Source organism: Rubripirellula reticaptiva (genome assembly GCF_007860175.1).
Classification (GTDB): domain Bacteria; phylum Planctomycetota; class Planctomycetia; order Pirellulales; family Pirellulaceae; genus Rubripirellula; species Rubripirellula reticaptiva.
In genome coordinates this window covers 1,275,538-1,296,637 of the sequence record NZ_SJPX01000001.1, presented here as the reverse complement: position 1 = coordinate 1,296,637, position 21,100 = coordinate 1,275,538, and the positions used below count along the sequence as shown (strand labels likewise).

Here is a 21,100-nt window from a genome sequence, read left to right as displayed (position 1 = left end):
GAAGGATTGTGATGCGAAATTGGATCAAACGAATTTCCCTTGCTGTCATCGCCATCATGGTGATCAGCGGATCGGTCGCTTGGTGGGCGGTCCAACAATCACAATACGTTCCTGAGTTTTACACTCGAGCATCGAACAACCATTCGGTCACAACTGCCGAAGCTAGTCGTCGGTTGCAAGCGGAAGTCCAACAGCTTCAAACCAACGCTGCCAAGCTAGGTTCATGGCGAGCAGCGTTTAGCGACGAACAGATCAATGCATGGCTGATCGAGGAACTGCCCCAGAAGTTTCCACGACTTGCCGCCCTTGGCGCTAGCGAACCAAGGATCATCATCGAAAACGAAAAAGTCCAAGCAGCGGTTCGCTACAAGAATCGTCACATCGACACAATCGTGTCCTGCGAGTTCATTGTGGAGATGACCGAACAACCCAACATGTTAGCCTTTCGTGTCCAGAATCTTCGCGCTGGCGCGTTGCGATTGCCGCTGACCAAATTTCTGACTGGGATCAGCAAAGAAGCTGCTCGCGGTGACATCGATGTCCGCTGGGACATGACGGACACAGGTCCAATCGCGCTAGTAACCGTCCCCAGCGATGACCCCCGGTATGCCCTAAGCCCCGTCGTTGTCGAGTCGTTGATCACCTATGACGGCGCCGTCCTGCTGGCAGGCCATACAGGGCAACTTGCTCACAAAACCTTTGTCCCGCGAGGTCCGGTGCATCAATTCGTATCGTACCGACCTCACGAAAACGACAACGTCCAGTCGGCTCGGCTAACATCAAAGCCACGATCGAAATCCAGACTCGTTCGCTGAAAAACGAGCGTGGCCTTATCAAACAGATCGCCCAGTTCGACATTCACCTGAACCAAAAACCGGCTAGGCCATTCATCGATCACCTTAAACGTTCCAGCGACAACGCGTGTGACGTTGCCCCGATGGCCGCTGACGGGACCTTCGTAATTCAAGTACTCAATTCGGTGATCGGCAAGCGGTTCACAATTTAAAGTGAAGGCATCATTGACATCGTCGATAACCGGAGTGGCCCATGTCCGAAGTGATCCGCCGCGTTCAAACATCCAGTCAAAATGATCATCGGAAACTCGCTGGAATCCTGGGCCTATGTGATGGTGTAGCACCACGAACCGGTTACCCATTGCGGAATCAGCGTTCATTTCGACTCGCGATCGGTTGCGTTTGATTTCGCAAGTTCTTGATATCGCCTCTTGGTCGGCGCATCAATTTCCTGCACCGTCAGCAGTATGTACTGGGCTCGGCGGCTTGATTCTTCCATTCTGTTCATCCTACGCAACAACTCGATCGCTGAAATCTTTGCCTCGTGCCATGGCACGCTGGCTTGGGCAACTCCGGCGGCGATCGAGTCGAAGTACTCAACCGCAACCTCTTGCGCCCGGCGGTCGCTCGACTGGCTCAGCATAACGGCAGCCCGCTCGACTCGGTCGATCGCCTTTGGGGACTGAGCCAGGAAAGTCTCGATGATTCTGATCGCTTCGTCTGGCATGCCGGACCATAACCGTCTTTCTGCGCTTCCGATTGGGTCATCGGCGTCGCCCGACCAACGGTCAAGCCACGCGGCGATCGACTTTCGCAGCGACGGACTCTCGCGGCCGTCCGCCATCATTCGCTTTCGAAGCGCATCGACCGCGACCGCGGACAAACCGCTCGGCGGCGTCGGCAGCGATGGATCAATCACGCCTGTCCGACGTGCCTGGATTACCGCTGTAAAAAAACCATCGGAATCTGATTCCAACGACTTCGGCAACTGATCGCGATCAGCAATCGTTGCAACGGTCTGTGCATAAACTGAGTATGAGGCTGAGTCGGCCGCCAGTGAACGGCTCGCCTTTTGAAGACGCGACTGAAATTTCGCACTCTCACGTGGCGCACTGGCTAGATAGGCGGCTTGCCAAGCCTCGGCAGAACTCCCGGCTTCTGCGGCAGCCACCAAGTCGCCTTCTGCCGTCAAAATTTTAACGAGCCACTCGGTTGCACCGGAGGCCGTTGACGACTTTGGCCATCGCTGCAAATGATTACGAAGCAACGACTTTAAGGTGTCGCGATTTCCAGCGACCTGGCCGTTGCCTGCTTTTGCATGCAGCAGAATCGATTGCAAATGGATTCTGGCCGCATCGCTTCCGGATGGATGACCAAACGTTGTGGACGCCAAAATTGCCGCCGCACTTTCAAAATCCTCCAGCGACGACCAAGCCGCGGCTGCTTCGACAGCATGCCGAATTGCTCGGTCGGGATCCGCATCCGCGGCGGCTGCAGCAGCCAAAAGTTCAGCGGCGCGAGCGGCGTCACCCCGTCTTAGCCAATCACGTCCTTGTGCCGCTACCAGCGCTGCGTCTACGTCCCGAACAACACCGCCGGATTGCAATCGCGACAACGAAATCGCTTCGGCGCGGCGAGTTGCGTAGGCACCATTTCGGCGTCCGATCGTTTCGATCCAGCGAACGACGACTGATGTATCGGTAGTCGCGTCGTTCGCCGCAGAGTTCGCCAACAGATACTTTAGCCGCACCAGGTCCATCTCGACCGAAAATGGTGCCGTATCAGGATCATCGCCATAGAAGGTATCGAGCGTCTTGCCCGCTTCGCGAAGTCTACCGCTCGCCATGTTGATTCGTACGCCCAATGCCAACATGGTGGCGGAATACGGTTTGGACAGAGATTTCGCAAGCGAAGCGTAGCTTTCTGCTGCTCGCGGTCGGTCTCCAGCACGCAGAATGGCTTCCGTTTTCAATCTCTCGATCTCATGCCGCGCCGTTGACCCGGACGGCAGTTTCATCAAGACTTGATCCGCAGCTTGTTCGGCTTGGGTAGCCGCGCCGATCCCATCGGGCTCGGGTGCAATGTCTGGATCGGCCGATAAGAGATCTGTTTGCATCAAGGCGAGCGAAACTGATTCGACCAGTGATTCTTGCTCTAGCCGAAGCAGGTCCGCAAGCGTTCCGAGGACTTCTGGGCCGCGCTGAGTTTGCAAACGAGTCCGCTCGTCGGCGATCTCATTTGCCAGCTCGCGCGACGCCAAGGTTGCTCGTAGCAGACTCTCACTCGCCGCTAACTGATTGGCCGAATCCGCCGACACGACCGCGGCAAGTACCGCAAAGCGAGCCGCCTCGCGGCGAACGGCAAGGGACTGTGATTTCAAAAACAGCCGGCGAGGATGCTCCGGATACGAATGCAACATTTCAGTGACAAGATCGCTAGCAGCCAACGTCGCAGCATCGTCAAAATGGCCGGATGCAAATTGCCGCGCGGTCGAAATCTGTGACAGCCGGATCACACGCTTTGCCGCTTGATCACTCATCGGATCCAGATTCGCGGCCGTCGTATCATGGCAAACCGATTCGGCATCCGTAAATCGGCCTGCCCGCACCAACGCGGCGATCAGGTCGGACGCGGCGCTGTCGGTCTGTCGCAGCACGGGCACTTCGCCATAAGATGACGAGGCTGAAGAGACTGACGATAACGCTATCAACAAGCCGGCCACAAACCAGCGTTTCTTCAGTAGGCGCGAAGGAGAGATCATGACGCGGGGTCCGCAGCAAAGAGGACTCGGTCGGCACCCGCATCTCGCGCCGCATCGTAGACTCGCACGGCGTCGTTCATGGTGACGTTGTTAGCGGGATCAATGATGACAGGCGGCTGGACCCCCAGCGCCAAAATCTGAGTCAAACGCTCACGCAAGCCTTCGACACTGCCCATCGATTCCCCACCAAAGTCAATCACTAACGCGGCATCCTGGATCGAAAGCCGAATCACGATTTCGTCGAACGCCTCGGCCGGCGCAGTTGCGTTTTGCACCTCGCTGCCGCCGGCGGGTGGCTGAGCAATCGAGCTGGGCAGATCAAATTCAGGCAGTTCAAAGCTGCTGGTCCATACAAAAAAAACCAGCAACAAGAAAACGACGTCGATCATCGGCGTCATCTTCAGCTCCATCGACTCGTGATAAATGCCCGTTGGAATCTTCACTTCGCTGACTCCTCGCGAACGGCGATGGCCGCATCGGTGATGCCCGCAAGGGCTGCCTGACGCAAAATGGGCTCGACGTACTGGTACTGGACGGCTCCTTCACAGCGAATCCGAATCGCGGCATCTGCGCCGCTACGACGAATCAAATCCGCAAACACAGGCTCTAGTTGCGTTGCCGCCACGATCTTTCCCGAAATAAGGATTTGAGCCTTCCCGTCGACACTGATTGTCAAAGGACTCTTTTCGAGGTCCATCGGGTCGAAACTGGACGCAACCGGCAATTCCAGCGGCAAATGATTTTCTTGCCGAGCCAAGTGGCTGGAAACCAGAAAGAAAATGATAAGCAGAAATACAACATCGATCATCGGCGTCATGTTGGCGCCGACGGGCGTCCGACGATTCGAACCGTAGCCGTGGGATTGAGGAACTCGCATGCTCCCATGGTAGCTCACAAGCACCTCTTTATCCGATACCCTTGGCAGGGTTCTCCATCGACTCGATTGCGAAATTCATCATGGCCGACAGCGTCACGTTTCTAAAAAACTTCCTGCGCAATCCGACTCAGGTGGGCGCGATTGCACCTAGCAGCCCCGGACTGGTCGAGGCGATGGTCCAGTGGTTCGACTGGGACAGGGCCCGCAACATTGTCGAGTTCGGCCCCGGCACCGGCGTGTTTACCGAAGCCGCCCTGAAGCGAAAACACGCCGACGCTAAATTCTTTGCCATTGAACGGTCACCGGATCTAGCGGAGCGAACTCGCCAGCGGTGCCCTGGTGTCACGGTTTACGAAGACAGTGTGGCCAACGTCGCCGAATTGTGCCAACGAGAATCCATGCCCAAAGTCGACGCGATCATTTGCGGATTACCGTGGGCGTCGTTCTCGGACTCGCTGCAAACCGAGATCATGGATGCGATGCTGGGCGTGCTGTCGCCCGGCGGCCAATTCGCCACGTTCGCGTACTGGCAAGGAGTCGTGCTGCCCGCGGGAATGCGTTTTTCGCGGCGACTACGAAAAACGTTTCCGCATGTCGAGCGCAGCCACACCGTCTGGAAGAACTTGCCGCCGGCATTTGTGTATCGGTGCGTGCGATAAAGCGTGCTAGCTGCCGATGCCAATTGTGAAGATCAAACACCCATGATTTGGCGGTAACTCCACATGCAAACGGCAACGGCACCGCCGATCAATAACACGGTGTAAATTGTGACCACCACCGCCCAAAAAATTCGCTCGGCAGAGTTGAAACTCTGATTCATCCACAGCAGCGGTATGCCTAAGAATCCAGTGACCGCGAACAGGATCGCAATCACCGCCCATTTATTGTCCAGGAACTTCGTTTCCGGAATGTGATAGTCCGCAGAGTTGGGCGACTGTTTGACCAACCGCGCTTCGATCGGTGCTTCGCTGTCGTGGTCCATCACTTAGTTGTCCGTGAGTGTGGCGTTTCCGGCGAGTTGTGACTGCGCTTTTTCAACGAGCGGTGCCACGTTGTCGTTGTTGCCGTAAAGTTCAACGATGCTATACCAAATCTTGCGTGCCGAGACGACCTTTCCGTCGCGCATCAATTCGTCGGCTTCATTCAATTTTTCGCGGATCATTTGAGTCGCTTCGTCCGCATCGACGCCTTCGTATTCAATCCTTGCGATCCGGCGACGCGCTAAGTTAACGAACGGTCGATATTGCGGATCGTCACCCAACAAGGTTTGCATCGAACGGTACTGGTCTAGCGCCGTGGCGGCATCGCCGAACCGTTCGTACTGACTTGCTTCGGCATATAGTCGCTCGGCTTCGTTTTGCAGCGGAAGATTGCGTTTCAGTTTAACCTCGAGCGCGTGCTCGGCCTGATACATGTCGACGCGATCGATCTGCTCTTTGACCCAATCGACGTGCTTCCCGTCAGGGAATTTTTGCAGCATCGGTTCCAAGTACGACGACTTGGCTTGGTTCATGGCGGTCCGAGATTGCTGGACCAACAAGTCTTCGGCGCGGCGCCGCATCTGGTCTTCGCTGAGCGGCCACAGCAGATAAGCAAACAACGCAACCGCCGCGACCAAGCCTCCGATCAGGATTAACGGGCGGTCGTGCCAGGCCGTTTCGTCAACGACCTTTTCATCAAGACCAATCGCGTCACGACCAAGCAATTTGCGAGCGACGTCGCGATCACGTTGATCGGTGACCGCCAGCGCGCTGAATCCTGCCGATGCATGTTCGGCAACACCCGATCGTGACATCGATCGACGACGGACTTCGGCCAACCCCAAAAGAACCGCAGCGGCACTTGGTGGGCGAGCGGCAGGATCCTTTTGCAACAAATGCATGACTTGCTTGTCCAGCCAGACCGGACAATCCATCACCAGCGAAGCCGGCGACGGAGGCACCTCGTGAATGACCGAATGGGTAACTGCTTCGATCGTGGTTCCGGTCGCGGGGGGGCGACCGGTCAGTGCAAGGTAAAGAATTGCACCAAGCCCGTACAAATCAGTCAGTGGTGACGCGGCCATGGGATCGCTTACCAGCTCCGGCGCCCGCAATGCCAGCTCGTTTGCGGTCGGCGGTCGATTGGAACGAAATGGTGAATGGTTGTGATTGATACGGACATCAATCAACACCGGACTTAAGCCAGCAAACAGAATTTTGTCTGGATCCATTCGACCGTGAACAATCGACTTGCTGTGCAAATACTTGAGCGCCTCGGCAAGCGGTTCGGCCAGGTCGAGAACCGACTCCCACGACAATCGCCCCCGTCGCTCTAACTGCAGCGTCAGCGTTTCGCCTTCGACTAGTTCGTGGGCAAGATACGCATCGGTCTCTTCGAAACCACCGCCATAACACTTTGCGATCGCGGGATGCTGCAACTTTTTCAGTTGTTCCCATTCAACGGCAAATGCCGCACGTGCTTCGGGCGTGCCTCCAAACGGAGCGTCAAAGACTTTGACTGCGACCGCCTTTTTCAATTGAACGTGGATGGCACGCCACACACGGCTCTGGGACGGATGATCGCCAAGCTTCGATTCGATCGCCAGTGGTCCGAGACGGCTGCGAGGCATAAGGCGAAACAATACCGAAGAACAGAATAGGTGAACGCGTCAGTATATCCATGTCACAGGATTCGTTCATCTTGTTTGCCAAAAAAGCTTCTTCGACGATCACTTGCAATCGGAGGCCGCGTCCATTTGGTCTTCCAGGTGGGCGATGAAAACCGATTTTTCGGACTCGTACCTCAAAAAGTCACCATCACTGTCTCGCCAAGCAGCGACCTTGAACTCCTCCCACCGGATCGCAACTTCCGGTCGGCTGCGCAAATAATCGCGAAACCGAACCGTTCGAATCGCAACTGGGGCCCCCTGAACCACCAACATTACCCGATGAGTCGGATCCATCCCTGGCGACGCCGCCCGAGGCTTTTCCAACGTCATCACGTCTGTCGCCCACGAAGCCGTCGGTTCGATTCGAAAGTTCAAACCTTCGATCAATTGGCGAGCTGGCTGGATCGCTTCGTCATTCGGCACCAACGCAATCACGTCGATCGTCGGCCGGGCGATAAGCCCCGAAATCGCCGTGCTGCCAATGTGCTCGACAGAATTCACCCAACCTTCGCAGCTCGCCAGGATACTGCTGCGAGTCTGCTGGAACTCTTGCCGCCACCGAGGGTCGTAGTGCATCAAACGAACCGGTTCATCAAGCATCGTAAAAATCCCGCTAGCGAATGGTGCTCAAACGAAAAAACCGAGCCCAACCATTACAGTCGGACTCGGTTCATTGTTTCACGATCGTCAAGCCAGATCTAGTTGCTGGTCAACATAGCGATCCGAGCTGCTGCGATCTCGCTCTGAATGGCGGCAACATAGGCTGCGTCTGCTTCGCACAAACGGTTGTTTGGTACGGTGCAGGTGTGCCCGTTGGACTTCATCAAGCGAACATTGTCTTCGTTGATTTGAATCAACTTACCATCGACATGGAAAGATCCTGTGTTATCGATCCAAGTACGAACGTGTGCCTTTGCGATCGGATCGTTCGACTCTTTCACGTTCGAAACGATCTGCAACGAACTTGACTTCGAGGATTCGGGAACCGCCACAGGAGCAGGCAGTTCGGCAACGAAACCGTTGTCTTCGGTATGGCCATTCGCACCAAACAAATCTTCGATCACGTTGCGAGTTGACTCGCTGATCTCTTCAGACTTTTCGTCAGAAGCGTCGCCGAACAGATCGTCGATCACACTTTTCGCTTTTTCCTCCGTTGCCGGAGAGCCGGCAGGCTGCTCGCTACCAAAGATATCGTCCTCGACAGCATCAGCGGCTGGCGAGTCCGTCACGGGAGTTTCTTCCATGGATGTGCTATCACCAAACAAATCGTCGACCGACGGTTCGTCGGCGGGTGCAGCATCGCTTGCCGGTGGGTTACCGAACAAATCGTCGCCGGCATCGGCCGGTGCAGCATCTTCGCCGGGAGCACCGAACAAGTCATCCATTGGTGCATCAGCAGGCGCGGCGTTTTCTGCGGGGCTGCCAAACAAGTCGTCTACGGGTGCTTCGGCTGGTGCCGCTTCGGGTGCTGCACTTTCGGCTGGGCTACCGAACAAGTCATCGCCAGCGTCGGCTGGTGCTGCGGGTTCACCGAACAAATCGTCGGCTGGTGCTGCGGCCGGTTCGCTTGCAGACTCTTCCATTTCGCCACCAAAGACATCGGCTTCGGCCGGAGCTTCAGCCGCAGCCGGCTCTTCCGATGGTACATCAAACAAACTAGGTTCTTCGGTTGCTGGTTCCGGAACCGACTCTTGAGGCGCCGCGGGTTGTGCAGCGTCCGCCGGTGCTGCAGCGTCCGAAGGCGAAGTGATTGGTGCAGACTCTTCAACCGCTGGTGCAGCCGGTGCCGACTCAGTCACGTTGGACTCGACAGGCTCCGAAACTTCATAAGGTTCAATGGCCGTTTCACCGCTGTTCATTGGTGTCTCAATCACTTGATCGTCAATGATCTGTTCGCCCGTCGGAGCGTGGGATTCAATGGGCATTCCCATGTCGATGGGGGTGCCCATTTCGATCGGTGCTGAATCGCACGCGCAACCTGAATCAACCGATCCACCAATCATCGAATAGTCGACCATCGGAGTCGTGTAGATCGGTGCTTCGTAAACCGGTGCCGGCGTTAGCGGAGCGGCGCAGATTGGAGCGCTAACCACAGGTGCCGACGAACAGCAGTCGTCGGTAACAGGCGGACAAACCTCGGCGGGAACGCAACAAGCCGAAGCCCGCTTGCATTTCATATGGTGCAACAACCAACCAGCCGAAACCGGGCTGGCGCTTAGCATCATGATTAGCGTACAGACGAGGGACCATTGGAACAAATGTCGAATCGTGCGATTCATGGGTTTGATATGACTCCTCCACAGTCGGGCTGTGGATTGCTGGTCGGCGTCGCGACGGATCAGGCCGTATCGCCAGGATCGGGTGGGAAATTTCCGAAAATTCGGTGCTCACGTACCACTCTATGCTAGTTATGGGGAAAACCAGCGACAAGAAGCGAAGACAGATAAAATGCGATAGATAGGCGCAGAGGTTCGATTTTACCGATCATGAGGCAATTATTCGGGTGCCAATAAAAGCCAGATTCCGTCAAACTCCCAAGCACGGCGATGGCACGATGCCGAAAATGGCGAGAATTGATCAATCGGATCCACTCGCCCTCCCACCCGTAACCAACTCAACTGCCCCATGATTCGTCTACTTCAAGGCCTGTTTGCCTCGATGAGCCTAGAACGGAAGTGCCTTCTGTTCTTCGGATCGGCGCTGATGGTATTGATGTTTGGTGCGTTCTTGGTGATCGAAATCCTGGGCCAGAAGCTGGTGAAGAACACGACTCGAACTCGAGCTCGCGACTTCTATGCCGCTGAAGTCGAGCGACTACACAGCGATGCCATCTGGTCATCCGACCAATCACCCGAACAAGTCGGAATGAAGCGAGAAGTGCTGGCCGGTCTTCGCGACATTTTGCTAGACGACGAATACGAGACGCTCGAATCGAGCATCGAGTATGAAATCCTTGGACTGAAGGATTCCGTCAAATATGAAAACTTGCCGTCAATCGAACTGCCTCAAGATCCCGCCGAGGTTGCGAGGCTGGAAGATCTCGAGGCCCGATTCCGTGCCCGTCTTGCGGTTCAAATCGCCATCGACCGACCCGACGTTTCTCGCCCAATGGATTTAGGTGCAAACGAGCCGATGAGCCCGATTGGGCTAAGTTTGAACTCGATGACGCCACAAATCTTTGAAGACGTCGGCCCGGTCGACGGCCGATACGCCTACTACACGCCGATTTTTTCCACTCACGAGTGCATGCAGTGTCATTCGATGCCGGGCACATTTTCGCTCGACAATAACGAGTCGCCCGCCAAGCTTGCGTTGCAGTATCCGTTTCGTGTCATGAAAGTCACGATGCCTTACGAGCAGACGCAGCAACAAACCACGATGATTCGCGCGATCGTTGTGTCGCTTTGCATGCTGATCATTGCGGTGACGCTGTTCTTCCTGCACTGGATTCTCCGGCACTTGGTCTTGTATCCGATGTACCACCTGCGAGACGTCAGCGATGCGATCACGCATGGTGACACCAACCAACGTGCTGTCATCGAAACCGAGGACGAATTTCGTGAACTAGCTGACGCGTTCAACCGAATGCTTCGCCACTTGACCGAGACCCAAGACCAAATCCAAGAGGTCAACAAAGAACTCGATGCACGCGTCGACCAACTGGCCCAGCTCAACTTGCAGCTCTATGAAGCCAACCGTTTGAAGAGCGACTTCTTGGCCAACATGAGCCACGAGCTACGCACGCCGCTCAATAGCATCATCGGTTTCTCAGAAGTGCTGCAGGGCATCGATGCACTAAGCGACAAGCAACGTCGTTACGCGTCCAACATCCAAAAGAGCGGCCGACTGCTGCTTGAGATGATCAACGACATCCTGGACTTGGCAAAAGTTGAAGCGGGAAAAATGGAAGTCAAACACAGCGACTTCAACTTGGGACGACTGGTTTCAGCGCAGTGCGACATGATTCAGTCGCTTAGCGAAGACAAAAACATCTCCTTGTCGCTGGTCGTCCCGGATGATCTACCGATGGCTCATCAGGATCCCAACAAACTGGGGCAAATCATCAACAACTTGCTGTCCAACGCAATCAAGTTCACCCCCGAGGGCGGCATGATCACGGTATCGGTGGCAGACCTAGCCAATGGTCGATTTCGCTTGGAAGTCACGGACACCGGGGTCGGAATCGCGATCGAAGACCAACCGATCATCTTTGAAAAGTTCCGCCAAAGCAGCAAGGTGCTCGACGGCGAAGGTCTGACCCGCGAATATGCTGGCACGGGCCTTGGCCTGTCGATTGTGAAAGAGCTGGCCAAATTACTCGGTGGCGAAATCGACTTCCAAAGCGAACTTGGCCGTGGCAGTTCGTTCTGGGTGACCCTGCCTTGGCGTCTTTCGGAGCGGCGTTTGGCGGAAACAAACGCACCCGCGGAAGTCGCGTAGACGCGCATGAAACTTCCGATCACTCGGCTTTGCGGCCGAGTGATCCGATTCCAAACTGACGCTCGTTAGACGTTTTTCCAGGTGCCGACCTTGGCACTTTCAAGCACCGCTTCACAGACTTGTTGGGTTTCCAACGCGTCACGAAAATTTGGGTGCATCGCCGTATTATTGTCGATCGACGAGATAAAATCGGCGACTTGGTGCACGAAGGTGTGCTCGTATCCGATCTGCAAACCGGGCACCCACCACTTGTCCATGTACGGTTGGTCGCCAGAGTGATCCGACACGTGAATCGAACGCCAACCGCGAAGTCGACCTTCGTCACTGTTGTCGAAGTATTCCAAACGATGCAAGTCGTGCAGGTCCCAACGAATCGACGCGTCGTGACCGTTGATTTCCAACGTGTAAAGTGCCTTGTGACCGCGAGCGTAACGTGTCGACTCGAACAGGCCGAGTGATCCATTTTCAAAGTGACACATGAAAGCGCAAGCGTCGTCGATCGTTACTTTTTCTTTCTTGCCAGTCTCGGTGTGCATCCGCTCCTTGACGAATGTCTCGGTCATCGCGGTGACGTCCTTGATGGACCCGTTCAACCACAATGCCGTGTCGATGCAGTGAGCCAACAGGTCACCGGTCACGCCCGATCCAGCAGCCGCGGCGTCCAAACGCCATAGTGCTTCGCCGCCTTGTGGCAAGTCTTCGTTGATCGTCCAGTCTTGCAAGAAATTGGCGCGATAGTGATAGATTTTTCCAAGCTTGCCTTCGTCGATCAATTGCTTGGCCATCGTCACTGCTGGAACGCGCCGATAGTTGTACCAAACGGTGTTCGCAACGCCGGCTTTTTCAACAGCCGCACACATCCGCTCGCCTTCCTCAGGATTCAGTGCAAGTGGCTTTTCGCAAAGGATCATCTTGCCCGCTTCAGCGGCGGCAATTGCGATTTCGGCGTGCGAATTATTGGGCGTGCAAATGTCGATCGCGTCGATATCGGGGCGAGCAATCAACGCCTTCCAATCGGATTCGACCGACTCGTATTGCCACTGATCCGCAAACGCTTGAACCTTCTCGGGGCTGCGTCCGCAAACGGCTTTCAGCACCGGGCGATGCTTCAGTTCTGGAAAAAAGTCGTTAACTCGCTTGTAGCCGTTGGTATGCGTTCGGCCCATGAAGCCGTAACCGACCAAGCCAATGTTAAGTGGTTTTAAAGCCATCGATCTCAATTCTCGTCGCTAATGCGTTGGAAAGCATCCCGGCAATTCGCCCACATCTGGTGAAAGCAGGAATGCAGTTATTTCTTAAAAGGAGCTGATATTTGTGTTGATGTGAGTTCGCTTCGTCACATCGCTAAAGTCGCTGGTCCAGTCGTTCGTGCTGATGCCGGACACAAGCTTCACGCTCATCGTATTCGACAAGCATCGACAGCGGCAAAACTTGCCAGCCTACTCGTTCCATCCATGGGCGTCTTGGACGGACAACATCGCCGAGAGAATGCTGTTCCAAGTGTCAGGCTTTTTCATCACGTCGTTGGGGAACATGCAACCATCCCAACAAATGTGCCGACAAGTCGTAAGCACATCGCCATGCTCGTCGCGCAACCAGTGCCCGGCATCGGTGGCAATGTCCAACTTGCCGTTCGGGTCATTGGGCAAACAGTGACGACCGGTTTTGTCGTGTGATCCGGTCCCGTGAACGGTTGCATCGTTTTGGGCAACGTGAAAGTCAATGGTCCAAGGACGTAGCGCGTGGGTCAGTTCTTTCAGTGCCGCGGCTTTCTTGGCTTTGTCATTCCAATCAAAGTCCTGTGGCAGGATTGCATCTTCGGGCGCGTTGTATCCCAGCAAATACAAAAGCGTGTGGGCCATGTCAGCTTGGAACCCAAATCGTTCGGGGTGGCCAACTCGTTCTAGCAAGTCAACCATCTTGCGCCACGACTGCATTCCGCCCCAACAAATCTCGCCTTCGGCAGCCAATCGTTCGTCGTACTCTTCGGCGATATCGCAGGCCGCTTTTAAGGTATCGGCAATCTTGGATTGGTTCTTGTCTGGATCCTTGACCCACTCGTCGACCGAAGTCGCCGTGTCGAGTCGAACGACGCCGTACGGTCGAACGCCAAGCTCGCGAAGTTTCTTTGCGATCGTGCAACCTTTACGTACTTGGGTCAAGAAAGCTTCGACGTCATCAGGACCGCCGGCTGCCGAACCACCGCCGGTTGGCCCCCAAACGGGCGCGACAACACTTCCAATGACCAAACCACGGCTACGAACACGATCGGCTAGGTCTTCCAGTTCTGCATCGGTCGCATCAATCGAAACGTGTGGATCGAACAAGAAAATATCGACGCCATCGAACTTACGCCCATCGACTTCGGCCGCGGCGGTCATGTCCAACATGTCGTCCAGGGGAATGCAGGGATCGTCTCCCTCGCCGCCCTTGCCGACGACGCCCGGCCAAGCCGCGTTGTGAAGTTTCGGAAATTGGTTGGGATGATTCGTCATGAGTCTGGCGTGGGTTGGTAGGGAAAAGGCGAGTGGCAAAAATCAAAGAAGGTCGTAGCTCGCTTGCGCCGGCCACGACCTCTGTTCACATCAAACAAATCTGGTTGATCAACTACCGGCCTTAGGCAGGTTGCTGTGGGTGTCAGGTCCAAAGTACCGCAGACCGACAAGCGGTTCGGTGCCCAAGTTTTCGATCTCGACGCCGGCGGTTGCCGCAGTGTGCGAAATGAACACTTCGTCCGAAGTGTTTTCGCCAAAGCGAATCATCGCAGGCGTTTGCAAATCGAGCTTGCCCATCCGTCCGCGGCCTTGAACCGTGATCCAGCTGCTGGCACCGGGATCTTTCAAGGTACACTTCGCACCGGGCTGAATCGTCAATTCTTTTGCGCTGAACAATTGTCGTCCATCGACGGTCCCGTACACGATCCACAGATCTTCGTAACCATCACCGCTGCGATCTTCGTCGCGAACAGGTTCCAAGTAGTTGCTGTTCTTGAAGTGCGTGTCGACGTTCTTGTCCCAGTCGAGTTGCCCAACAATGAAGTCAAGATCTTGATGTTTCTCTTCGGGCATGTCCTTGACCAGCAACGACCATGGTACGTAGCGACCTTCGACGATCGACTGATACATACCGAACACATCGCTGCCCCACTGGGGCTCGTAGGTGCAAAGCGAACCGGGCGCGTGCAAAACGCCTGGTGGAATCAACCAACCGGTGCCTCGCTTCAGCCGATAGGCACGGCTGAGATCCAGGATGCCATTATCACCGGCGTTCCAATTCTCGAGACAACGGCGCACGTCTTCGGGACGCGTGCCCGGTTCCAGGCCCATGAACGTGTACGCAAAGTTGTTGTCGACATTGTTCAGTTGCGGTGGAAAATAGTAACTCTCTGGCTTTCCTTCTTGGCCGACCAAAGCTGCGTCTTCGAACGATTGGTGCATGTGATGGGGAATTGGCCCCATGTTGTCAAAGAACTTTGAATACACCGGCCAACGATCGTATTGGTCAAAGATTTTCTTGCCAACGATATCGGAGCCACGTTCGGCCACGGCGTCCTTTAGCATGAACTTCTTGCCGTCGTGCAAACAAAAGCTTAGCCCTTCGTGCCAAACACGGCCTTCGTTGGCGGCCTCGGTGGTGCTGCCGAACCAACGCTCGTCGATGCCCCCGCGATCAGCACCAAATCGGTAGTAATCGCCGGGGTGCAGCTTGATTCGTCGCCCGGGGTGCAAAAAGGATCTTGGCACCCAAGTCGGCGTTAGTCGCAGCAGTCCGTCGCCGGCGTTCATCGCAGCGTCCAAAATTGCCGAGACGCTATCGCCTTGAATCAGACCTTCGTCGAGTTTGACATTGCTCATCGTTACGTTGATTTCGAAATCGGGAGGGAGAAAACAGGGAGGAGGGAATTTTTCGCCGTTCAGTAGCGGTTGACGACGCTTAATGTTTTATTAGCTGTTCACCGGCCTAACAAGAACGCGCTTCGAGTTCTTGAGCAGGAACTTGACCAGGTACTTGGTCGGGAATTTGATCAGCGACGACGGCCGAGTCTGATCAAGACGACATCCACTTTCCAATCGTTTCTCAACATGACCACGCAAACAGCCACCGTTCGTACCCTACGCGACCCCGTTGCATCCATCCGGTGGAGCGACAATTCGCCGCTGACCATGAAGATCGAAACTCGACTGGGGCCACTTCAGACTCGCCACGGACGGTTTGTCGGCGGCGCGGCGGACCAAGTGGAAGTCATCGAAGTCGATACCGGCAAGGTTCGCGCCCTGATTCTACCGACTCGCGGCATGTCGATCTGGCGATTGGAGGCTGGGCAAGTTCCGTTTTCCTGGAATTCACCGGTCGCGGGGCCCATCCACCCGTCCCTGGTCCCAACCTTCGACCCCAGCGGCATCGGTTGGCTCGAAGGATTCGACGAACTCGTCGTGCGTTGCGGCTTGGAAAGCAATGGGGCGCCCGAATACGATGCCGGCGGAAAACTGATTTATCCGCTGCATGGCCGAATCGGAAACCTGCCAGCGACTTCATTGAAAATTGAATTTGACGAAGCATCAGGTCGCTTGGAAGTGATTGGCGAGATCCTAGAGTCACGGCTGTTCATCAAACGGCTACGCTTGAAAAGCCGCATCCGCTTTCACGCAGACAGTGCAGACGTCGAATTGCTTGACGATGTCACCAACGACCTGAGCACACCAACATCGATGCAGTTGCTTTACCACATCAACGTCGGATCACCGGTACTTGGCGAGGGTGCGACGATCGAAGCGGCGATCGAATCGCTGGCCCCCAAAGACGCCTTGTCGGCCGGCGAGATCGAGCAATGGAACCAGATCGGCGCGCCGGAATCGGGTTACAACGAACGAGTCTATTTTGCAAAACTGCTCGGTGACGATCACCATCACACATCGGCGATGATCAAATCAGCCGACGGCGTGACTGGCTTGGGGGTAACGATCAACGTCAAAGGATTGCCCCGATTTATTGTGTGGAAAAATACCGCTGCCGAAGGCGATGGCTATGTTGTCGGTCTTGAACCAGCCACCAATTACCCGAACGTACGCTCGTACGAGGAAACGCAAGGACGAGTGGTCGAGATTGCCGGTGGCGAAACTGAATCATTCCGCGTCAAACTGCACCCACTGACCGATACGGAATCGGTCCGTCAAATGTCCGACAAGATCCAGAAACTGCAAAGCAATCAGAAAGCTGAAATCCACAGCACGCCAAGACCGGGTTGGTCGCCCGGAGCATAAACCTGAGGCCTGATCCCGCCAAATCTCACCGGCATCGCCAGATTCACTTGACCGAAATGCCGTCGATTTTGAAGATGGCAAAGTGGCTTGCCCCTTTGGGCCCAGCGCCACCGGGATACTTGTACTTTTCAGTATCGATTTTGAACTTGCCCTCGACGGTCACGGGGCGAGTCACAAAGTCGGTCGTCTTCCCGGGCACCATTTCAACGATCACACAGTCGAACAGTGCCGCACCCGGCCCGAAACAACACTCCTGGTTGTCCCGAACCAACACGAACTGATCGATGTTGGTTTCTTTGAACAAGGTCGCCGGCAAAATGTAGCCGCGCAGCTTGACCTTCTTTCCGTCCAAACCCTTGACGTCATCGTTCAACATCTTGGGTGCAAAGGCGGCGTCTTTATCAATTTCGAACTTCAAATCGTCAAAGTTGATTTCGCCCTTCGCCTTGGACGCCGCACTGCTAGATTGATCGATCACCTTGGTACCGTTTCCGGCGGCCTGCTCTTCTGCGACCACTGGCGTACAAGTGATCATGAACACGGCGAGAGCAATGATACGGCGGCGAATGGACATAGCAAACTTTGGGAAAGATTGAGGCGAACGTCCCTCTCATTGTAACTCCACCGGTCAACCGGCCGACATAGCAATCAGACGCCAACCCAGTACTTGTACGCTCGCATCGTTTGACGAGCCGCTTCGTGCGGATCGGGATACGGGAATGCTTCAGCACAAAGGTAGCCGTCGTAGCCGATTTGACGCAGGGCGGCGATGATTGGCCCGTATTCCATGTGGCCCAGCCCGACCGGACGGCGATTGCTGTCGACAAAGTGGATATGCCCGACCCATTTACCGCCCGCGATCAGTGCTTCTGAGACACTGGTTTCTTCGATGTTCATGTGGAACAAATCGCACAGCAATCGCACGTTGTCAGTGGACAGCGATTCCAGCATGGTGACACCATCGGCAACGGTGCAGCACTGTTTGGTTTCATAGCGATTAAGCGGTTCGTAAATCAGCGGCACTTTGTACTGGGCCGCATGCGATCCGCCATCCTCCAAAGCTTCGCACAGATAGCCGCGGGCGGTTTCGGCATCGCCCGTGTGACCGCTCGGCCCCTGCATCGAGCCGATGATCGCGCTGGCGCCGAACTGGCCCGCGAAGTCGATGATGGTGCGAACAAACTTCTTGGCCGCTTCGCGTTTGGCCGCGTCCGGATCGGCAAGCTGAAGCTTGTGCTTGACCCAACCAGCACCAGTGCCAAACGCAGCACACTTTAAACCTGCTTTGTCCAACATCTTTGCCAACCCATCGGCATCAATGACTTCAACACCAGGTGCAAAAATCTCGACGGCGTCATAGCCAAGCTCGGCAGCAAACCCGATCGACTTTTCAAGACCGTCCCATAAAACAAACGGACCACCGCGGGCTTCTTCGACAAGGCTAATCGTGACGCAAGACTTCATATTGACTTCAAAGTTGATGGGGAATTTGATTTTTCATTTGTGCCGCGGTCAAGCACACAGGCTGATAACGACTAGGCGTCGTTATTCTCAGGGCGACCTTCAACGTAGACCCAATTGTGAATCGGTTTTAAGATTTCTTTGACTTCGGCAACCAACTTTGCGTCCATCGGTTCATCCAACCAATCGCACCACTGAGACACGCGATCCGGGTTTGCTGATCCCGTGACGCAACTTGCAAACGCTTCGTTTGCACAACTGTATTGCAGCGCTAACTTGGCGATGTCGGTACCGGCCGCTTTACAGTGCGCGGCGGCTTTAGCGGCGACCTCGCGAACTTGCGGTGTCGCTTTGTGCCACTCGGGAAGCTTAGCGTCGGTCAACAACCGAGCCGAAAATGGTGCGGCATTGATCAAACCGACGTTCTTCGCTTTGCAAGGCTCGATCAGAGCTAAAGCCATATCGTTTTGCAGCGTGTAGTGGTTGTACGTCAGCACCACATCCAAGTCGGTTTGCCGAATCATTTCGGTAAACATCTTCATGGGGTAACCGCTGACACCGATGTAACGTACCTTGCCTTTTTCGACTTCTTTGCGAAGCGCTGGCAGAGTCTCGTTGATGATCTGATCTAGCTCGACAAACTCGATGTCGTGACAGAACACCATGTCGACATGATCAACCCGCATTCTTTCCAGCGAGATATCAATGCTTTCGGCAACTCGCCGAGCACTGAAATCAAAATGAGCGGGCGCGAATCGACCGAGTTTTGTGCTGAGCGTGTAGGAGTCACGCGGCACGTCGGGCAGGACACGCCCCAGCATCAGCTCGCTCATCCCGCGGCCGTAGTAAGCGGCCGTGTCGATATAATTCATGCCTCGGTCGAGCGCGACATGAACTGCCTTCAATGCGTCGCCGAGGTCAATTTGACGGAACTCTGCCCCGATCGATGAAGCACCGAATCCGAGCACGGGAAGTTGTAGATCGGTGCCTGCGAGTTGCCGTTTTTCCATGTTGTCGCTCAAAAGCCAAGGGCCAAAAGCGACAGTCTAGCAAATTTGAAGGGACACCCAACGTGGGTCGAAATTCGCCGATTCTCGGGCTAGAAACTCAAGCCCCTAGTTCCAGGTCGATTTTCGCTTCATCGGCAGCTTCACGCAGTTTTGACAACGCGCGAGCTTCCAATTGCCGGATCCGCTCCTTGGTGACCCCCATCTCGGCACCAACTTCTTTCAGTGTCAGCGGTTCGCTGCCGCGGCCAAGACCGAAACGTGCCGTGATGATTTTTTGCTCGCGCTCGTCCAACCGATTCAGAATCTTCGACAACTCACGCTGACGTGTTTTTTGGACCGTTTCTTCGGCGTACGGATCTCGTCGTTCGTCCTGGCGTGACACAAATAATTCTTCGGTCGTCGTGCGGAAACGATCGCGATGCTTGAATTCGCTAGGGATCGTCCGAGCGAAGTTCTTCATGATCGCCCAGGACGCGTAAGTGCTGAACTTGTTTCCGCGCGAGTAATCAAACTTCTCGGCGGCACGAATCAGCGACATGTTGCCGTCCGAAACCAAACCAAAGAAGTCATCTGAACTGGCGACGTGGCGTTTGGCGATCGAAACGACCAAACGTAAGTTGCTTTGCACGATCTTGTTCTTCACCAGCACGGCGGCTTCGTACAGACTATCGATTTCTTCCATGATCGCCGTCTTATTCGACTCGGCGGTTTCCAAACTGTCACGCAACCGGCTCGCTTTGTGCTTGTAATAATTCATTTGACGGAACAGGTGATATTCCTGTTCGCGAGTCAACAGCCCGACGTCGTACAACGCGGCCAAGTAACTAGGCAGCCCCGACGGCACTCGAACCTTTCGCGGCGCGGTGGCTGGTTCGGGCAATGGGCCCAAGTATTCGGCTTCACGCGATGCGTCGTCAAAGTCTTCGTTGTAGATGTGATCGAGCGGGAGTTCGGCAATCTGATCCAACCGCATGTCAAGCAGGATGCGGCCGATGCTGGTGCGAGTGCGATTGAAACGCTTGCACAACTGGGGCACGGTCGCACCATGGGTATGCAGCTTGAAAATCGAACGCTTGTCGTCTTCGGTTAGCACACCACGATGGCTCGCGAAGATCGCCAGTGTTTGATGATCAGCATCAAAGTTCTTGAGTGTGTAACGAATGGTTTCGGAACTTCGTCCCATCTGGGCAGCCAGCAAACGAGTGATTTCCGACAGACTTGATCCGCCTTCGACCATTTGCCGAGCGCGTTCAATGATCTCGCTCTTTTCGTCATCCGTCAATTGGCTGAACCGTTCGCCACGACGGACTTTGTCCCGGTTGTTGGCGGCGAAACGCTCGACACTACTGTGCAGAAATCCGACACGTCGGCGGCCGTTGAACAGGAACCGGCGACTGACCAGTCCCGCGTCGCGCCAACGGCTGATTGTTTTAGTAGAGACACGAAACATCTTGCTGAGATCATCGACCGTGTGAACCGGTTCAGCGACTTCGGTGACTTCGACATCCGCCGAATCGCTAAGGTCTTCGATCAGCAGACGCAAATCATGTTTTAGGTCGGCGTCGGCGATGCTGTGGCGACTCGCCTTTTCAGGGCGATAGTTGGTGATGCGAAAACACAGATAGTCGAACGCGTAAGAGCGATCGGCTTCGATTTCTTCATACAGCTTCTCGGCTAGCGAGGCCTGCTCCAGCTTCTTTGCCTTGGGGGCAAATCGCGTTAGCTGGTCTCGCAGTTCCTTGATCTTCACGTCGCGATAGTCTTCGTGCATCGCCATGTCTCCCAGTGCTGGTATTGCAGTCGATTCCGTTTCCCTGCGACCCCGGCGGATCGCTCGACTGCCTAC

At 55.2% G+C, this 21,100-nt stretch carries 19 protein-coding genes; 4 read left to right on the top strand and 15 right to left on the bottom strand.

Features of this window, described 5'->3' with window-relative positions; all coding sequences use genetic code 11:
- Positions 1 to 11: 11 nt before the first annotated feature.
- Positions 12 to 815, top strand: coding sequence for a hypothetical protein (locus tag Poly59_RS04620; RefSeq protein ID WP_146532842.1), 804 nt, complete (start codon positions 12 to 14; stop codon positions 813 to 815).
- Here the strand turns inward: Poly59_RS04620 and Poly59_RS04615 are convergent.
- From Poly59_RS04615 to Poly59_RS04600, 4 genes are read right to left on the bottom strand one after another with little or no spacing between them, the layout of a single operon-like run.
- The gene (locus Poly59_RS04615; RefSeq protein WP_146532841.1) at positions 743 to 1,174 is read right to left on the bottom strand and encodes a hypothetical protein; all 432 of its coding nucleotides are present in this window, start codon (positions 1,172 to 1,174) and stop codon (positions 743 to 745) included. The genes Poly59_RS04620 and Poly59_RS04615 overlap by 73 nt on opposite strands.
- On the bottom strand, positions 1,171 to 3,555 hold the full coding sequence (locus Poly59_RS04610) for a hypothetical protein (RefSeq protein WP_146532840.1): 2,385 nt from the start codon (positions 3,553 to 3,555) through the stop codon (positions 1,171 to 1,173). Before Poly59_RS04610 ends, Poly59_RS04615 begins: the two co-directional genes overlap by 4 nt.
- Positions 3,552 to 3,998, bottom strand: coding sequence for a biopolymer transporter ExbD (locus Poly59_RS04605; RefSeq protein WP_146532839.1), 447 nt, complete (start codon positions 3,996 to 3,998; stop codon positions 3,552 to 3,554). Before Poly59_RS04605 ends, Poly59_RS04610 begins: the two co-directional genes overlap by 4 nt.
- A complete protein-coding gene (locus Poly59_RS04600) occupies positions 3,995 to 4,432 on the bottom strand; it encodes an ExbD/TolR family protein (RefSeq protein ID WP_146532838.1) in 438 nt (145 codons plus the stop codon). The genes Poly59_RS04605 and Poly59_RS04600 overlap by 4 nt, the downstream gene beginning before the upstream one ends.
- An 80-nt stretch (positions 4,433 to 4,512) precedes the next feature.
- Between Poly59_RS04600 and Poly59_RS04595 the strand changes: the two genes are divergently transcribed.
- Entirely contained in the window at positions 4,513 to 5,091 is a 579-nt protein-coding gene (locus Poly59_RS04595; protein ID WP_246151378.1) for a class I SAM-dependent methyltransferase, read from the top strand.
- 32 nt (positions 5,092 to 5,123) lie between these two features.
- On the opposite strand, the gene Poly59_RS04590 is transcribed toward Poly59_RS04595, so the two are convergent.
- From Poly59_RS04590 to Poly59_RS04575, 4 genes are all read right to left on the bottom strand, one after another.
- On the bottom strand, positions 5,124 to 5,414 hold the full coding sequence (locus tag Poly59_RS04590; protein ID WP_146532837.1) for a hypothetical protein: 291 nt from the start codon (positions 5,412 to 5,414) through the stop codon (positions 5,124 to 5,126).
- Positions 5,415 to 5,417: 3 nt separating this feature from the next.
- On the bottom strand, positions 5,418 to 7,043 hold the full coding sequence (locus Poly59_RS04585; protein ID WP_146532836.1) for a serine/threonine protein kinase: 1,626 nt from the start codon (positions 7,041 to 7,043) through the stop codon (positions 5,418 to 5,420).
- Positions 7,044 to 7,142: 99 nt separating this feature from the next.
- Positions 7,143 to 7,682, bottom strand: a complete 540-nt coding sequence (locus tag Poly59_RS04580) for a GrpB family protein (protein ID WP_146532835.1) — start codon at positions 7,680 to 7,682, stop codon at positions 7,143 to 7,145.
- A 98-nt stretch (positions 7,683 to 7,780) separates the two neighbouring features.
- Positions 7,781 to 9,361: an SHD1 domain-containing protein gene (locus Poly59_RS04575; protein ID WP_146532834.1), complete on the bottom strand. Its 1,581-nt coding sequence runs from the start codon at positions 9,359 to 9,361 to the stop codon at positions 7,781 to 7,783.
- Positions 9,362 to 9,707: 346 nt separating this feature from the next.
- On the opposite strand from Poly59_RS04575, the gene Poly59_RS04570 reads away from it, so the two are divergent.
- Positions 9,708 to 11,522, top strand: a complete 1,815-nt coding sequence (locus Poly59_RS04570; RefSeq protein ID WP_146532833.1) for a sensor histidine kinase — start codon at positions 9,708 to 9,710, stop codon at positions 11,520 to 11,522.
- A gap of 65 nt (positions 11,523 to 11,587) precedes the next feature.
- Here the strand turns inward: Poly59_RS04570 and Poly59_RS04565 are convergent, their stop codons facing one another.
- The 3 genes from Poly59_RS04565 to Poly59_RS04555 form a co-directional block, all read right to left on the bottom strand.
- The gene (locus Poly59_RS04565; protein ID WP_146532832.1) at positions 11,588 to 12,733 is read right to left on the bottom strand and encodes a Gfo/Idh/MocA family protein; all 1,146 of its coding nucleotides are present in this window, start codon (positions 12,731 to 12,733) and stop codon (positions 11,588 to 11,590) included.
- Between the two features lie 228 nt (positions 12,734 to 12,961).
- Complete coding sequence (locus Poly59_RS04560; RefSeq protein WP_146532831.1) at positions 12,962 to 14,017, bottom strand: sugar phosphate isomerase/epimerase family protein; 1,056 nt, start codon at positions 14,015 to 14,017, stop codon at positions 12,962 to 12,964.
- A gap of 108 nt (positions 14,018 to 14,125) precedes the next feature.
- The gene (locus tag Poly59_RS04555) at positions 14,126 to 15,376 is read right to left on the bottom strand and encodes a cupin domain-containing protein (RefSeq protein WP_146532830.1); all 1,251 of its coding nucleotides are present in this window, start codon (positions 15,374 to 15,376) and stop codon (positions 14,126 to 14,128) included.
- Positions 15,377 to 15,604: 228 nt separating this feature from the next.
- Between Poly59_RS04555 and Poly59_RS04550 the strand changes: the two genes are divergently transcribed.
- On the top strand, positions 15,605 to 16,783 hold the full coding sequence (locus Poly59_RS04550; protein WP_146532829.1) for an aldose 1-epimerase family protein: 1,179 nt from the start codon (positions 15,605 to 15,607) through the stop codon (positions 16,781 to 16,783).
- 43 nt (positions 16,784 to 16,826) lie between these two features.
- On the opposite strand, the gene Poly59_RS04545 is transcribed toward Poly59_RS04550, so the two are convergent.
- The 4 genes from Poly59_RS04545 to Poly59_RS04530 form a co-directional block, all read right to left on the bottom strand.
- Positions 16,827 to 17,357 (bottom strand): DUF3299 domain-containing protein, encoded by a 531-nt coding sequence (locus Poly59_RS04545; protein ID WP_146532828.1) that lies wholly within the window; start codon positions 17,355 to 17,357, stop codon positions 16,827 to 16,829.
- A 74-nt stretch (positions 17,358 to 17,431) separates the two neighbouring features.
- Complete coding sequence (locus tag Poly59_RS04540; RefSeq protein WP_146532827.1) at positions 17,432 to 18,247, bottom strand: sugar phosphate isomerase/epimerase family protein; 816 nt, start codon at positions 18,245 to 18,247, stop codon at positions 17,432 to 17,434.
- A gap of 71 nt (positions 18,248 to 18,318) precedes the next feature.
- Positions 18,319 to 19,254, bottom strand: coding sequence for an aldo/keto reductase (locus Poly59_RS04535; RefSeq protein ID WP_146532826.1), 936 nt, complete (start codon positions 19,252 to 19,254; stop codon positions 18,319 to 18,321).
- A 97-nt stretch (positions 19,255 to 19,351) separates the two neighbouring features.
- A complete protein-coding gene (locus Poly59_RS04530; protein WP_146532825.1) occupies positions 19,352 to 21,025 on the bottom strand; it encodes a sigma-70 family RNA polymerase sigma factor in 1,674 nt (557 codons plus the stop codon).
- Between the last annotated feature and the right edge of the window lie 75 nt (positions 21,026 to 21,100).